This is a genomic window from Kitasatospora sp. NPDC087314 (assembly GCF_044744365.1).
Lineage (GTDB): Bacteria > Actinomycetota > Actinomycetes > Streptomycetales > Streptomycetaceae > Kitasatospora.
The window spans coordinates 104,987-118,964 of the sequence record NZ_JBIUYE010000020.1; the positions used below are offsets into that span (position 1 = coordinate 104,987).

General features: G+C 74.0%; 15 protein-coding genes and 1 pseudogene. 12 read left to right on the top strand and 4 right to left on the bottom strand.

Translation table 11 applies throughout. The features are described from left to right. Window positions 1–164 precede the first annotated feature (164 nt). Together ACIO5E_RS34875 and ACIO5E_RS34880 are read left to right on the top strand one after the other, a co-directional pair. A complete protein-coding gene (locus tag ACIO5E_RS34875) occupies window positions 165–389 on the top strand; it encodes a hypothetical protein (protein ID WP_400675792.1) in 225 nt (74 codons plus the stop codon). Between the two features lie 120 nt (window positions 390–509). Continuing rightward, entirely contained in the window at window positions 510–833 is a 324-nt protein-coding gene (locus ACIO5E_RS34880) for a hypothetical protein (RefSeq protein WP_400675794.1), read from the top strand. A 193-nt stretch (window positions 834–1,026) separates the two neighbouring features. Here the strand turns inward: ACIO5E_RS34880 and ACIO5E_RS34885 are convergent, their stop codons facing one another. Beyond that, on the bottom strand, window positions 1,027–1,626 hold the full coding sequence (locus ACIO5E_RS34885) for a cation transporter (protein WP_400675796.1): 600 nt from the start codon (window positions 1,624–1,626) through the stop codon (window positions 1,027–1,029). A gap of 383 nt (window positions 1,627–2,009) precedes the next feature. Between ACIO5E_RS34885 and ACIO5E_RS34890 the strand changes: the two genes are divergently transcribed. The 6 genes and pseudogenes from ACIO5E_RS34890 (at window position 2,010) to ACIO5E_RS34915 (ending at window position 6,027) form a co-directional block, all read left to right on the top strand. Continuing rightward, complete coding sequence (locus ACIO5E_RS34890; RefSeq protein ID WP_400675798.1) at window positions 2,010–2,468, top strand: OsmC family protein; 459 nt, start codon at window positions 2,010–2,012, stop codon at window positions 2,466–2,468. Beyond that, window positions 2,465–2,869: an amino acid-binding protein gene (locus tag ACIO5E_RS34895; RefSeq protein WP_400675800.1), complete on the top strand. Its 405-nt coding sequence runs from the start codon at window positions 2,465–2,467 to the stop codon at window positions 2,867–2,869. The genes ACIO5E_RS34890 and ACIO5E_RS34895 overlap by 4 nt, the downstream gene beginning before the upstream one ends. 364 nt (window positions 2,870–3,233) lie before the next feature. After that, window positions 3,234–3,794: a cysteine hydrolase family protein gene (locus ACIO5E_RS34900; RefSeq protein WP_400675802.1), complete on the top strand. Its 561-nt coding sequence runs from the start codon at window positions 3,234–3,236 to the stop codon at window positions 3,792–3,794. A 250-nt stretch (window positions 3,795–4,044) separates the two neighbouring features. Continuing rightward, on the top strand, window positions 4,045–5,031 hold the full coding sequence (locus ACIO5E_RS34905; protein WP_400675804.1) for an Acg family FMN-binding oxidoreductase: 987 nt from the start codon (window positions 4,045–4,047) through the stop codon (window positions 5,029–5,031). A gap of 4 nt (window positions 5,032–5,035) precedes the next feature. Next, a pseudogene (locus ACIO5E_RS34910) lies at window positions 5,036–5,224 on the top strand (amino acid permease); the annotation flags it as partial. A 185-nt stretch (window positions 5,225–5,409) separates the two neighbouring features. Beyond that, window positions 5,410–6,027, top strand: coding sequence for a TetR/AcrR family transcriptional regulator C-terminal ligand-binding domain-containing protein (locus tag ACIO5E_RS34915; protein ID WP_400675806.1), 618 nt, complete (start codon window positions 5,410–5,412; stop codon window positions 6,025–6,027). 232 nt (window positions 6,028–6,259) lie between these two features. Here ACIO5E_RS34915 and ACIO5E_RS34920 read toward each other — a convergent pair whose 3' ends face one another. Then, entirely contained in the window at window positions 6,260–7,057 is a 798-nt protein-coding gene (locus ACIO5E_RS34920; protein ID WP_400675954.1) for a slipin family protein, read from the bottom strand. Window positions 7,058–7,326: 269 nt separating this feature from the next. On the opposite strand from ACIO5E_RS34920, the gene ACIO5E_RS34925 reads away from it, so the two are divergent. Continuing rightward, window positions 7,327–8,511, top strand: a complete 1,185-nt coding sequence (locus tag ACIO5E_RS34925) for an MFS transporter (protein ID WP_400675808.1) — start codon at window positions 7,327–7,329, stop codon at window positions 8,509–8,511. A gap of 82 nt (window positions 8,512–8,593) precedes the next feature. On the opposite strand, the gene ACIO5E_RS34930 is transcribed toward ACIO5E_RS34925, so the two are convergent. Next, window positions 8,594–9,454, bottom strand: a complete 861-nt coding sequence (locus ACIO5E_RS34930; protein ID WP_400675810.1) for an NAD(P)H-binding protein — start codon at window positions 9,452–9,454, stop codon at window positions 8,594–8,596. A 277-nt stretch (window positions 9,455–9,731) separates the two neighbouring features. Here ACIO5E_RS34930 and ACIO5E_RS34935 point away from each other — a divergent pair, with 277 nt between their 5' ends. The 3 genes from ACIO5E_RS34935 (at window position 9,732) to lanL (ending at window position 13,449) form a co-directional block, all read left to right on the top strand. Further along, window positions 9,732–10,394 carry a pyridoxamine 5'-phosphate oxidase family protein gene (locus ACIO5E_RS34935; RefSeq protein ID WP_400675812.1) on the top strand — a complete coding sequence of 221 codons (663 nt, stop codon included), beginning with the start codon at window positions 9,732–9,734 and terminating at the stop codon, window positions 10,392–10,394. 255 nt (window positions 10,395–10,649) lie between these two features. Next, the gene (locus tag ACIO5E_RS34940; protein ID WP_280682117.1) at window positions 10,650–10,817 is read left to right on the top strand and encodes an SflA family class IV lanthipeptide; all 168 of its coding nucleotides are present in this window, start codon (window positions 10,650–10,652) and stop codon (window positions 10,815–10,817) included. A 40-nt stretch (window positions 10,818–10,857) separates the two neighbouring features. Next, a complete protein-coding gene (gene lanL / locus ACIO5E_RS34945) occupies window positions 10,858–13,449 on the top strand; it encodes a class IV lanthionine synthetase LanL (RefSeq protein WP_400675815.1) in 2,592 nt (863 codons plus the stop codon). A gap of 48 nt (window positions 13,450–13,497) precedes the next feature. On the opposite strand, the gene ACIO5E_RS34950 is transcribed toward lanL, so the two are convergent. Beyond that, the gene (locus ACIO5E_RS34950; RefSeq protein ID WP_400675817.1) at window positions 13,498–13,857 is read right to left on the bottom strand and encodes a zinc ribbon domain-containing protein YjdM; all 360 of its coding nucleotides are present in this window, start codon (window positions 13,855–13,857) and stop codon (window positions 13,498–13,500) included. Window positions 13,858–13,978: the final 121 nt, after the last annotated feature.

The following is a 13,978-nucleotide window of genomic DNA, read 5'->3' on the forward strand; positions in this document are numbered from 1 at the left end:
TCCGAATCGAGGGGAGTTCGGGCCGGGTAGCGCTGTACCTGTCCTACTGCCATGACTTCGGCATCAGCTGGGCAGCACCGACTCTCAACGAGCTCGCCGGACTTCTTCACTGGCTGGTCGTCGAGCCTCTGCCGCCCAAGGGCCGAGACCGGCTGAAGGCCGCCGTGCAGTGGAATCTCGGCGTGCAGGTCAATGCGGTCCAGGCCAAGGACCTGGTCGCCCGGATTCAGGAACTCACCGAGGCGAACCAGCTTCTGGCCTCCCAGCCGGCGACTGTCGAGGCTGCGAGAGCGCAACTGGAGCGCGAGCTGGCCGAGACTCAGGACGACATGATCTCGGCCCGCGCGGCGCTACGGAACATGATGCGAAAGCAGAACCGCGACGGCTGACCGGCTCGCGGCGGCCTTCTCGGGAACGCCAAGCAGTCGGCAGGGCCCTGTCGGCGGCCGCTTCGGAGGCCAACCGGCAGGGCCTACGTGACGCCTTGTGGGAGGCCCAGGACGACCTGATTGCGGCGTGCGAAGCTCTGCGTCCACCTGTCCCAGGCGTTCACGTTGATGGGCCGCACCCGCGAGGCGAACGCCGAACGGGAAGCAGCCCTCGTCCTCACCAGGTCGCCGTCCGTCGTGACCCGGGCCCTGCTGACCATGGACACCGCGACCTGTCTGAGCATAGACGGCGAGCCGGCCGCCGCCGCCGACATGGCCGTTGGGGTCTGGCAGGAGCTGTCGGCGGCGTTCCGGGACGGGCTGGTCCGGTCCCGCGCCGAGGCCCTTCACCGCATCCTCGCCGGCCCCGCCCACGACCAACTCGGCGAATCTCTCGCCAGCTGACCGACCCGAATCCGGTGGGGGCGGGCGCCGGAGGAGGCCCCACCGGGGCTCCCGCGCGGCTGGAAGCCCAACACACCAGGTGGAAGGGCACTCACGCCGCCGTCCGGCCAGGCGCAGCCAAGCGGGCGCGGCACCGCCGGATCGACCGAAGGTCGATGGTGCGGCGCCTCGATCCGAGCGACGCCGCGAGTGATCAGTGGTCGCTGAAGAAGATCTCTCGGACCTCGCGGACGGCGTAGTAGACCAGCACGTAGCCCGCCGCGGGGTCGGCCCACCACCAGCCGAGCGTGCTGTTGAGCACCAGACCCACGAGGACGGCGGCGGCGAGCAGTCCGTCGATCAGGGTGACCCGGCCCTCGGTCTTGAGCACCGGGTTGTCCAGCGCGGCCCCGGTTCTGGCCTTGCCTGCCGCCAGGGCGAACATCACGGCCGCAGTCACAGCGGTCCAGCCGATGCCCAGCGCCGAGTGGTGCGGGTGGAAGCCGGTGGCCAGCACGAAGGTGGACTGCACCAGCAGGTACACGGCCAGGAGCGCGAAACCGACACCGATCAGACGCAGGGCCCGGCGCTGCCGCTCCTCCCCGGTGCCGGTCAGCTCCCAGACCACCACGGTCGAGGCGCCGATCTCGATCAAGGAATCCAGGCCGAACCCGGCCAGCGCCACGGAGCGGGCGGAGATCGCGGCCACCGCGAGCACCACGATGCCGACCACGTTCCAGGCCAGCGTCGTGTATTCGAGGGCGAACCCGCGGCGGAGCAGGGCCGCGCGAGCGACATCGTTCGAGGTAGTCACCCGGAGAGTGTCGCAAACCGGCATTACGACGGCATCACGCCGGTCCGCCGGCAGCGCGGCTGCTGAACCACTGAGGACATCGGCCGGAAGCCGATGTTCTCAGTCGAAGCGAGAGCTGAACGTGCCTCACATGACAGAACCTCTCATTCGGCGCTGACCTGCGAGATCAGGTTGACAACCCCAGATAGCCGACTGCCAGTGCGCAGAGCACCAGCGTCTGGGCATCGTTGTGTAGGTTCCGCGTTTCGGTGTCCAATTCCGGACCGCCATGTCCAGCGGATGACCAATTGGACAAGCCGCGTGGAAGCGCTGGTCAGCGCGTTCAATCTTTCGACGACGACGCTGCGGTGAGCGCCGAAGCGTCCGCGGCCTACCGTCGGGGCATGAACTCGCACCCCTACGTCGCCCACCTGCACTGGAACGGCTCCACCGCCGCCGGGATCCGTTCCTACTCCCGCGACCACGTCGCTGTTGCCCCGCCCGCCGCCGCCGAAGTGGCCTTGAGCGCGGACCCGGCCTTCCGGGGCAGCCCCGAACGGCTCAACCCCGAGCAACTCGTGGTCATGGCCGCCTCCTCCTGCCAGATGCTGTCCTTCCTCGGCGCCGCCGCCCGCGCCGGCATCGACGTGCTGGCCTACGACGACCAGGCCGTCAGTCACCTCGACCTGACGGCCGAGCCCGCCCGCCTCGCCACGATCCGCCTGGTCGTCACGGTCAAGGTCGCCGCCGGGACGGACGAGGCCAAGGTCCAGGAGCTGAGTGAGCAGGCCCACCATGAGTGCTACATCGCCAACTCGCTGTCCGTTCCCGTCGAGGTGACCACCACCGCGGTGACCGCGTGAGCGCCCACCTGCAGGACCTCGAGGTCCATTTGCCCGACCGGCCCGGCGCACTGGCCGTCCTCGGACAAGCTCTCGGCCGTGCCGGAGTGAGTTTGGAAGGCGGCGGCGTGTTCACCCACAACGGCCACGCCATCGCGCACTACCTCGTCGACGATGGCCCGCTCGCGCTCCGGGCTGCCACCGAAGCAGAGCTCGGCCCTGCGGTCGTTCGCGACGTCGTCATGACCCGGCTGAACCAGGAGATGCCCGGGCAACTCGGTGCCCTGGCGAGACTCCTGGGTGACGCAGGGGTCAACGTGCTGGTCCAGTACAGCGACCACGACGGCAACCTCGTCCTGCTTGTCGCCGAAAGCCACGCAAAGGCATGCCGCGACGTCATCGCACGGTGGGAGAACCGATGAACCCCGCCATGGGCCGAACCCTCCGGGCAGCACTGACGTTGGCCATGTGCGGAATACGGGGTTGACGTCACCCCCACCCCAGTCACGGCCAGCAACGTCATAAGGCCCGACCGGCGCGGATTGGACACAGTTCTGCGGAACGCGTTCGGAGGACACGAGCGCGGAACACAGAAGCCCTGCAGGTCACTGCGATGCCGTTGGACACCGAAACGCGGAACCTACACGTTGGCTTGCACGCCGTTCCTCCCGTTTCTGACGCAGCACCGTACGACGTGCCTCGAATGCTCAACTGTCGGTGTCCGAGGAACGCTTCACGCATAGGGTGAGGCGGTAAGCCGCTTGTGGTGAAGAAGGGACGGCACGCATGACGAACAGTGCGCTCCTCGTGATGGACGTGCAACGGAGCATCGTGGAGATCACCGACGCCGGCTCCGGATACCTGCGACGCGTGCGCAAGGCGATCGACGGTGCCCGGGCGGCGGGCATCCCCGTGATCTACGTGGTCATCGGTTTCCGTCCGGGCCACCCGGACGTCAGCCCGCACCACAGGGCGCTCAACACGATCGTGCAGGCAGGGCTGTTCACGGAGGGCGATCCCGGCACCGGGATCCATCCCGACGTCGCGCCCCGGCAGGAGGACGTCGTGGTCACCAAGCGACGGGCGAGCGCGTTCTCCGGCAGCGACCTCGACCTGGTGCTCAGGGCTCGGGGCATCGACAGCCTGATCCTCACCGGCATCGCGACGAGCGCCGTCGTGCTGTCGACCGTGTGCCAGGCCAACGACCTGGACCTCAGGCTCACCGTCCTCGCGGACGCCTGCCACGACACCGACTCCGAGCTGCACCGGACCCTCACCGAGCGGCTGTTCCCGCTGTGGAGCGACGTTCTCACCGTCGACGACTGGATCGACGCCGTCGCACCGTAGCCGGCAGGCCGGCCGACACCCTGCCCTGTCAACCGGCGCTCCGGTGCGTGACCTTGCCCGTGCACGCCAGCGGCGCGCGCCGGGGTTCGACCGTCCCGGACCGGTTCAGTCGCTCGTTCCGCGCGGCCTACGGCGTCCCGCCCGGCGAACACCGCCGCGCGGTGCAGGGTCGTTCGGCCCTGGTCTGGAGCCGGGGTCCGGGCTGATGCTCGAATCATCAGCGCTCCACGCGGGCAGGGAGTGAACGATCATGACCACCGAAGCGGCCCTCACCACCGCCGACCTGCGCCTGCTGGCCGAGGCCGGCGGGGCGGCGCCCTCGCTGCACAACAGCCAACCCTGGCGTTTCCGCCCGACGGCGGACCGGCTCGGACTGGAGGTCCACGCGGACCGGAGCCGGGCCGTGCCGGCCGCCGACCCGGAGGGGAGGGCGCTGTACGTCTCGATCGGCGCCGCCCTGTTCAACCTGCGGGTGGCCGCCGACCGGCTCGGCCGTGACGCCACCGTCCGACTGCTTTCGGCCGGTGCCGGCGCGCAGCCGTGCGCCGTGCTCGACCTCTCCGCACCGGCCCGCACACCGCGGCCCTTCGGGGCGGACCTCTACCCAGCCATCGCCCGCCGCCACTCCAGCCGGCAGCCGTTCACCAACCGGGACGTCCCCGAGCGGCTCGTCGCCGACCTCATGCTGGCGGCCCGGGACGAAGACGTCACGCTGACCCTGCTGGAGGAGCACGGCGTACGCCGCGTCCTCGACCTCACCTCCGAGGCCGAGGCCCGGATCGCCGCCGACGTCACCCGCGAGGCCGAGACCCGCCGCTGGCTGCGCCTGGAACCGTCCTACGACGGCATCCCGCTCGCGGCCCTGGGCGCGCACGACCGGGACGCCCGCGTCCCGATGCGGGGCTTCGCCGGACACCCGCCCCGGTACGCCACCCCGGCCGAGCGCTTCGAGGCGCTGCCCCAGCTCGCCACCCTCACCACCCACTCCGACGGTCAGGCGGACTGGCTGCGCACCGGACAGGCGCTGGAACGGGTGTGGCTGCTCGCCACCGTCCACGGCCTGCAGGCCTGCGTCCTGCACCAGGCCGTGGAGATCCCCGACACCCGCTGGCGCCTGCGCGACCCCGCCGACGGCCCGGCCCACGTCCAGCTGGTCCTGCGCGTGGGCTACGGCCCGCCCGGTACGGCCAGCCCGCGCCGCCCGGTCGAGGACGTCCTCGCCCCGTCGGCGGGGTAGGCCGATCGCCAACGCCTCGGCCTGGACGCTGACGAAGGCGGAGGGCCGCCCGCCCCGGGTGGTCCCCGTGGTCGGCCTGGCCGGCTGCCTCGTGCTGGCGTTCGCCCTGCCGCCGTCCTCGGTGGTCTCCGGCGCCGCCGTCCTGGCGGCCGGCGCCGTCTCCCACGCGGCGCGTCGGGCCGCCGCCTCGTAGCGGCGACCGGCTCAGGTCGGGCCGAGTCATGGCGAACCCGAGGAGGGGCGAGCGATTGGGAGCGGACGGGTTCGTTCACTAACATCGACAGCGGGCCCGGGACACCGGGAACACGGTCGTTCATCGCGGACAGCCGATGAACGGGCGCGAACCGCCGAGAGCGGAACCCAGGAAGGTGCGCAGCCATGCCCGCTGAAACCGCAGCCGCGCGCGGCCCGGCGGCGGCCGCCCCGCTCCGGCGGCGCGGCGAGGCGCTGGAGAACGCGATCTTCGAGGCCGCCCTCCAGCAGCTCACCGCCGACGGCTACGCCCGGCTCACCATGGAAGGCGTCGCCGCCGCCGCACAGACCGGCAAGGCCGCGCTGTACCGCCGCTGGTCCTCCAAGGAGGAACTGGTGAAGGACGCGCTGCGCGCGTGCCTGCCGCCGGTCGGCCCGGCCCCCGACACCGGCGGCCTGCGCGGGGACCTGCTGGAGGTGGTGGCCAGGCTGCGCGCGGCGATGCTGAGCGAGCCCGGCGCCGCCGTCCGGTCGATCATGGGCGAGCTGGACCAGCAGCAGGCCCACGCCTTCCTGGCGATCGTGCTGGAGCGGGTGGTGGAGCCCACCACCGCGCTGATCGCCGAGGTCCTCGCCCGCGGTGCCGCCCGGGGCGAGGTCCGCCCCGGCTCCGTCACCCCGCTGGTCACCGACGTCGTCCCGGCGCTGATGCTGTACCGGATCAAGACGTGCGGCGGCGCCCCGGTGCAGCTTCACCCGGCGGACATCGTCGACGAGGTGCTGCTGCCGATCGTGCGTTCCTGAGGCGCCGCGCGCCCCCCGGGGTGTGGCGGCGGTGTTCACGCCCCGCTGTGCCGGAGCACCTCCTCGCGCTCGACCACCCCGCCCCGCTCGCGCCCCTCGGCCGCGCCCAGCGCCCGCTCCCGCGCGTCGAGTTGCCGCCAGCCGTGCCGTCGGCGCGCAGGTGCTCGACCACCGCGTCCGGCGGGCGGCTCGGGGGAGGCCCGGACCGTCCGCCGGCCGTGCGGACGAGCCGTCAGCTCCCGTCGGCCGGGGCCGGGGCCGGGGCCTGGGTCGGGACGGCCTGGGCCGGGACCGCGGGCACCGGCGGGGCGCCGGCCTCGGCGGCCCGGGCGGCGGAGGCCTCGAAGAAGCGCAGCAGCTCCACCGGGAACGGCAGCACCAGCGTCGAGTTCCGCTCCGCCGCGACCTCGACCACGGTCTGCAGCAGCCGCAGCTGCATCGCCGCCGGGGTCTCGGACATCTTGACGGCGGCCTCGGCGAGCTTGGCGGCGGCCTGGAACTCGCCGTCCGCGGTGATGATCCGGGCCCGGCGCTCGCGGTCGGCCTCGGCCTGACGGGCCATCGAGCGCTTCATCGAGTCGGGCAGGCTGACGTCCTTGATCTCCACCCGGTCGATGTGCACGCCCCACCCGGCGGCCGGGCTCTCCAGCATCACCTCCAGCCCCTGGTGCAGGTTCTCCCGGCCGGAGAGCAGGTCGTCCAGCTCGCTCTTGCCGATGATCGAGCGCAGGGAGGTCTGGGCGACCTGCAGCATGGCGAAGGAGTAGTTCTGGACGTCCACCGTGGCCTTGATCGGCTCGACGACGCGGAAGTACAGCACCGCGTCGACGCTGACGGAGACGTTGTCCCTGGTGATGCCCTCCTGGGCGGGCACCGGCATGGTGATGACCTGGACGTTGACCTTGCGCATCCGGTCGACCACCGGCACCAGCAGGGTGATCCCCGGCTGACGGACCTGCCCGCGCACCCGACCGAGCCGGAACACCACGCCCCGCTCGTACTGCTGCACCACCCGCACGCCGGTGACCATCCAGAACACCGCCAGCGCGACGAGAATGACGACTATGGCCACGTTCGACCGACCTTCCCCGTTGCGGCGCAGCCGGGCCGGGTCCGGAGTGGGCCCCGTCGCTCGGGTGCGAGCCGCGCAGGACAGTATGCGCCCTGGCCGCGACGATCGACAGCCGCGTGCGCCGGGATCCTGACGGACCGTCGGCGCAGGTCGACCGGCCGGACGGCGGGCGGCGGCGTGGAGCGGGGACCTTACCGGTGATCCACCCGGGCCGATACCGTCACCGCGTGACCACGTCGCTCAACTCCTCCGCCCAGCAGGCCGACCCGGCTCGGCCGCCGCTGCTGACGCGCGCCCTGCTGCTGCGCTTCGTCTCCATCGTCGGCGCCTCGATCGGCTTCAACCTGCTGCTGTCCGTCGTCCCGCTGTACGCCCAGGAGTCGGGCGGGGGCGAGCACGCCGCGGGCCTCGCCACCGGCGCGCTGATGCTGGCCACCGTGATCGGCGAGCTCGCCACCCCCGCCCTCGCCGCCCGCTTCGGCTACCGCCCGGTGCTGGCCGCCGGGTTGGTGCTGCTCGGCGCCCCCGCGCTGGTGCTGACGGCCACCGGGAGCATGGCGGCGGTGGTGGCGGTCTGCCTGCTGCGCGGGCTCGGGTTCGCGGTCACCATCGTCGCGGGCGGGGCGCTGACGGCCACGCTGATCCCGCCCGAACGGCGCGGCGAGGGACTCGCGCTGGTCGGAGTGGTGTCCGGCCTGCCGTCCCTGATCGGCCTGCCGTTCGGTGTCTGGCTGGCCCAACACGTCGGCTACGGCCTGGTGTTCACGATCGGTGCGGTGGCGCCGCTGGCCGCGGTCGCCTCCGTGCCCGCACTGCCGAACGGGGCGCGGGCCGGTGGACCGTCGGTCGGCATCCGGCAGGGCCTGCGCAGCGGCGGCCTGCTGCGGCCCGCCGTCGTGTTCGCCGCCACGGCGCTGGCCGCCGGGATCATCGTCACCTTCCTGCCGCTCGCCGTGCCGTCGCCGGGCGTGGTCGCGGTGGCGCTGCTGGTGCAGCCCGGCGCGTCCACCGTGGCCCGCTGGCTGGCGGGGCGCCACGGGGACCGGCGCGGCTCCGCCGGGCTCGTGCTGCCGGCCGTGCTGGCCTCGGCGGCCGGGGTGCTGCTGCTCGCCCGCACCGCCGACCCGGTCGCCGTCGTCGCCGGGGCGGCGCTGTTCGGCCTCGGTTTCGGCGCCGCCCAGAACGCCACCCTGATGCTGATGTACGCGCGGGTGCCCGCGGCCGGGTTCGGCACCGTCACCGCGCTGTGGAACGTCGCTTATGACGGGGCGATGGGCGCCGGTGCCGTTGCCTTCGGCGCGGTCGCCGGCGGAACGGGCTACCCGTGGGCCTTCGTCCTCACCGCGGCCGTGACGCTGGTCGCGCTCGTCCCGGCCTGGCGGGACCGCGGCACGGCGTCGGCGGACGCCTGACGTCGGTGGCGCGCCTGCCCGTGGTGCGCCCGTGGTGCGCCTGCCGGGGCCGGGGCGGCGCACCACGGGCGTCCGGCCGTGCTCAGCCGCCGAAGACGGCCGCGTGCTCGGCGGCGAACTCGGCGAAGGAGCGCGCCGGGCGGCCGGTGAGCTTCTCCACGTCCGAGCTGACCTCGGCGGCGTGCCCGGCCGCGTACAGCCCGTACAGCTCGACCATGCCCTCGGCCCGCCACTGGTCCCAGCCCGCGGCGAGCATCCCGGCCAGGGCCTTCTCGGGCGCGATCGCGGTGTACGCCACCGGGCGGCCCGCGACGGCGGCGAGCTGCTCGGCGACCGCGTCGAGCGGCAGCGCCGCCGGGCCGGTCAGGGTGTAGACCGCGCCCGCGTGGCCCTCGGTGGCCAGCACCTCGACGGCCGCCGCCGCCACGTCCCGGGCGTCCACGTAGGACACCGCGCCCTCGCCGCCGGGCATCGCGAGGGTGCCGGTCCGGACGCTCTCGGCCGCGCCCAGGAAGTTCTGGTAGAAGCCGTTCGGCGCGACGACCGTCCACGGCAGCCCGGAGTCCCGCAGGTGGTCCAGGCCGCCGACGTGCGCGCCGACGAACCGGACGCCCGCCGGCCGGTGCTCGACGCCCGCCGCCGCGTGCAGCACGATCCGCGGCCGCCGGCCGGTGCGGACGGCCGCGTCGATCACGTTCCGCTCGTGGGCGGCCATCTCCGGGTGGACGGCGACCAGCAGGTAGACGACGTCGGCCCCGGCCAGGGCGGCGTCCAGCGAGGCCGGGTCCGAGAAGTCGGCGGCCACCCGCTCGACCGCGTCGTCCCACTCCGCAGGGCCCGACGAACCGGCCCGGACCAGCGCCCGCACCGCCTCGCCGCGTTCACGCAGCCCCACGACGACCTTCGACCCGACCGTACCGGTGGCACCCGTCACAACGATCACGGATGGCTCTCCTCCCCGTTGGCGACACCGACCTGATTCGGCGTCAGCGCGATGATGGCAGGCGGGCCGGAACGGATCAAGGTCGGGGTCCGACGGGTGGGACGCCGGACCGGACCGGCCTGCGCCGATGCCCGTGGTGCCGGTGCGTACGGTGCCGACACGCACGGTGCCCCGCCCTTCCTCGACTTGTCGCAGGCCGGGCGCTTGGATGGATCCGGCCTGGCCGCCGCCCGGACGCGAGCCCTGGCACCCACCGGCAAGTCGAGGAGCCACCACCGTGAACGACACCCCCGACGACATCCACCGGGCCGATCCCGCCGCCGTGGCCCGCCGGATCGCCGATCGGCGCGAACAGCTCGGGGTCGGCGAGGAGGCCCTCGCCCAAATGGCGGCCATGGCTCCCCGCTACCTGAGCTACCTGTTGGAGGCCGGACCGGCCTTCGACCCCGGCGGCTTCCTCCGGATCGCCGCCGCACTCGGCCTCAGCCGGGGCGAACTGCTCGAAGGCCGCACCGAGGGCCCGCCCGGCCAGGGCGGCCCCGGCCCCCACCCGCGACTGCTCGGCCTCACCGAAGCCGAATGCTGGGACCTGGTCGGCACCCACGGCATCGGCCGCATCGCCCTCCCCGTCCACCCGGGCCCGATCGTCTTTCCCGTCAACTACGTCGTCGACGACGGCACCTTCGCCTACCGCACCGGCGACCGCACCGCCCCATCCGAGGGCACCGACCTCTCCTTCCAGGTCGACCACATCGACGAGTACCTCGGGCGCGGCTGGAGCGTCCTGGCAATCGGCACCGCAGAGCCCGTCCACGATCCCGCCGTCCGGCACCACCTGGCCGACCTCCCCGGCGCCATCCCCTGGCCTGGCGGCGACCGCCCCCGCTGGGTCCGGCTCCGCCCGGACGAGATCACCGGCCGCCGCCTGGTCAGCGACTGACCGGGGCCGGGCGGGGCCTGGTGGTGGTCGACGCCGAACGGCATGATGCGCTCCGGGCCGGTGGTGTCTTGTCCTCCACCGAGGCCTTCGGGGGGCCGGCCGTCCCGGTGGCCGCGGTGTGCCGGTCGGTCCGGAAATGTGCGTCGTGGCATTCCAGTTGGCGGTGTCCGACCTCTGTCGCGGGCCCGGTGGCGTGGCTAGCATGAGGCGCCAGCCGCAAGGAGCATCGACCGAGCCCACCGGGAGGAACCACCCATGAGCGCATTGGTGACCGAGATCCGCGACGCAGGCCTGCTGGACATCGACGAGGACGCCATCGTGTTCGAGGACGAGTACGACGCGGACCTCGCCCCCGTGGCGTGTCTCGCCGACCCGTGGGTCACCTACGTCCCGACGCGCTTCGAGTGCGCCGTGGACTGCTGACCCGGGCAGGGAGGAACCGGATCCGGGGGAGGGAGGGCTGATGGCCGCACCGCCCGACCCCGGCTCCGCCGAGGCGCTGCGGCGAAGGGTCGCCGACCTCGCCGCCGCCGCGCCCGGCCCGCGGCGGCCGCTGCACACCGACGGGCAGTGGTGGTACCTGCAGGACCCGCGGATGCCGTCGCGCGCCCACGGCTGGAAGCTTCACCTGTCCGCCCGGCCGGGCCAACTGCCGCAGCTGCTGGACGTGGTGGTACCGATCCTGCTGCGGCACACCTGCGACGCGAAGTTCGCCGCGGGCGCGGCCGTGCTGCGGGAGCTCAACAGCGGGCTGCGCGGCCCCGCGGCCGTGGGCAAGGCGGTGACGGTCTACCCGCAGGAGGCGGAAGTCATCAGGCTGGGCCTGGAGTTGGCGCAGGCGCTGGCGGGCTGGGCCGGTCCGCAGGTGGTGAGTGACCGTCAGATCAGCTCGGACGCCCCCGTGTTCTACCGCTACGGGCTGTTCCGTGCCACGGACGGCGATGGTGGCGGCGACGCGGACTACGGCATGGCCGGTCCGGACGGGTCGGTCTTCCCCGGCCTGGCCGAGGCCCGCTACCGCCAACCGCCCTGGGCGCGCGACCCGTTCACGCCGGTCCCGACCACCGCCCGGCTGTCGACCACCCGGGTCGGCGAGGGCCGGTACCGGATCACCGCGGGGATCACCCGATCGCCGAACGGCCACGTCTACCGCGCGGTCGAAGTCGTCACCGGGCGCGAGGTGGTGGTCAAACAGGCCCGCGCCTACGTCGCCGAGGACGGCGCGGGCACCGACGCGCGCGGCCGGCTCCGGCACGAGCGCCGGGTGCTCGCGGCCCTGGCCGGGGTTCCCGGAGTCCCGCCACTGGTCGACTACTTCCGGCACGGCCCCGACGAGTACCTGGTCAGCGGCGCGTGCGGGCCGCGCGACCTGCGGCGGGACGTCCTCGCCGCGGGCCCGTACGACCCCCGTGCGGGTGCGGGCGGGCGCGACTGGTGGGCGCTGGCGCGCGGGCTGCTGCGGGTCCTGGACGCGGTGCACGCGCGCGGCGTCGTGGTGTGCGACCTCAAGCCCGCGAACGTGGTGCTCGACACCGGCGGCGGCTGCTCGCTGGTGGACTTCGGCGTGAGCGCCCTCGACGGCGACCGCCCGCCGGGAGCCACGGCGGGCTACGGTCTGCCCGGCGCCACCGGCACCGACCCCGCCGAGGACTACTACGCGCTGGGCACCACGCTGCACCACGCCCTCACCGGCCTCGACCCGGTGGTGATCGACCCCGATCCGGCGACCAACCGCGACCGCACCCTGGCCTGCCTGCGCGCGGCCCTCCCGGCGCCGATCCCCTCGGAAGCCGTTCCCCCGGCGACCGCGCAGCCGGCGACCGCGCATCCGGCGCTGGCCCTGGTCGCGGGCCTGCTGAGCCTGGATCCGGCGCGGCGCTCGGCCGCCGCGTCGAGCCTGCGAGGCGGGGACGCGGCTGCCCGCCCCCCGGCCCGCCCCCCGGCCCGGCCGCCGGCGGGGCCGCGCCGGGCCCCGCTGGACGCGGTGCTCGACCACACCGTGGGCACCTGCGTGCGGATGGCCCACGACCTGGTTGCCGGCGGCCCCGGCCGGGCCGGCGAGCCCCGTACGCTGCTCTCGCTCTACGACGGCGCCGCCGGCCTCGGCCTCGAACTGCTGCAGCACGCGGACCGCCCCGACGCCCGGGCCGCCGCCACCGCCCTGGCGGGCTGGACGGCCGCCCACCCGGCCCTCGACCGCCTCGACGGCTCGCTCTACCAGGGCCGGACGGGCGTCGAGCTGTTCCTCGCGCAGGCCGCCGCCGCCCTCGGGACGCCCGCGCCGCGCCATCGCCACCACGAGCCCGTCGGTGCGGACCAGATCGCCGGGGCGGCCGGGCTCGGCACCGGCCACCTGCTGCTCGCCGCCCTCGGCCGGGACGTCGACCGCCACCTCGCGGCGGCCGCCGCCTGTGCCGCGGGGCTGACCTCCCGCCCGCTCGAAGAGCCCGGGGAAGTGCCCAACCCCGGCACCGCCGCCCTCGCCGAGGGCTTCGCGCACGGTCGTGCGGGCATCGCCCACTTCCTCCTCGCCATGCCCGACGAGGCGTCCGGACCGGCGGCCCGCCGCTTCGTCGACGGACTCGCCGCCGACCCCCCGCGCATCATCGCGGCCGCCCTCCGGCCCGGGGCCACCCGCCGCTACCTCGCCTGGTGCCGGGGCCTGGCCGGCCTCGGCACGGTGCTGGTCCAAGCCGGGCACCGGTACGGCGACGACGCCCTCCTCGCGCTGGCCGCCGACGCGGCCGACGCCTGTCGCACGCTAGCCCCGCGCACCGCTCTGGTCGTCCGCTGCTGCGGCCTGGCGGGCGTCGGGGACCTCCTCGTCGACCTCGCCACGGCCACCGGCGACCCCCGCCACTGGCAGGCGGCGGAGGACCTGGCCGCCCTGCTCCTCACCCGCACTGGCGGCCTGCCCGGCCGCCCGGTGTTTCCCGGCGGCGACCCCACCGCCGAGTCCCGCGCCTGGGCCGTCGGCACACCCGGCGTGCTGACCTTCCTGCGCCGCCTGTCCCGCCACGGCGGCCCCGTGCCCGGCCTGCTGGCGCTCGGCTGAACCCGAGCGGTCGTCATCCGCGCGGTGCGGCACGGGCACCCGGCCCGGTCAGGCCTTCTTGACCACGCTCGACTTGAGCTGCATCGCGCCGAACCCCTCGATCCGGCAGTCGATGTCGTGGCCGTCGACGCCGTCCACCAGGCGGATGTTGCGGACCTTGGTGCCGGCCTTGATGCCCGAGACGCTGCCCTTGACCTTGAGGGCCTTGACGACGGTCACGGTGTCGCCGTCGCTCAGCACGTTGCCGACCGCGTCCCGGATCACCCGCTCGCCCGCACCGGCCGGTTCGGCGCTCCCGCCCGCCGCGGGGACCCACTCGTGGCCGCACTCCGGGCAGACCATGAGGGCGTTCATCTCATAGGTGTACTCGCTGGAGCACGACGGGCACGGGGGGAGGTTGTCGCTCATGCGCGCAGGCTGTCCTGTCGGGTCGGGGGTCGGCGGCACGCCAGCATGTATGAAGTTGAAGAATTTTTCAAATCGCTTGTTCGATGGGGCTCGACCCCGGACGGTGACGGCCCGCGCGGAG

Coding starts and splice junctions, on each gene's coding strand:
- ACIO5E_RS34890 (WP_400675798.1), top strand. CDS start 2,010: ATGAACTCGCACCCCTACGTCGCCCACCTGCACTGGAACGGCTCCACC.
- ACIO5E_RS34900 (WP_400675802.1), top strand. CDS start 3,234: ATGACGAACAGTGCGCTCCTCGTGATGGACGTGCAACGGAGCATCGTG.
- ACIO5E_RS34905 (WP_400675804.1), top strand. CDS start 4,045: ATGACCACCGAAGCGGCCCTCACCACCGCCGACCTGCGCCTGCTGGCC.
- ACIO5E_RS34915 (WP_400675806.1), top strand. CDS start 5,410: ATGCCCGCTGAAACCGCAGCCGCGCGCGGCCCGGCGGCGGCCGCCCCG.
- ACIO5E_RS34920 (WP_400675954.1), bottom strand. CDS start 7,057: ATGGTCACCGGCGTGCGGGTGGTGCAGCAGTACGAGCGGGGCGTGGTG.
- ACIO5E_RS34940 (WP_280682117.1), top strand. CDS start 10,650: ATGAGCGCATTGGTGACCGAGATCCGCGACGCAGGCCTGCTGGACATC.
- lanL (WP_400675815.1), top strand. CDS start 10,858: ATGGCCGCACCGCCCGACCCCGGCTCCGCCGAGGCGCTGCGGCGAAGG.
- ACIO5E_RS34950 (WP_400675817.1), bottom strand. CDS start 13,857: ATGAGCGACAACCTCCCCCCGTGCCCGTCGTGCTCCAGCGAGTACACC.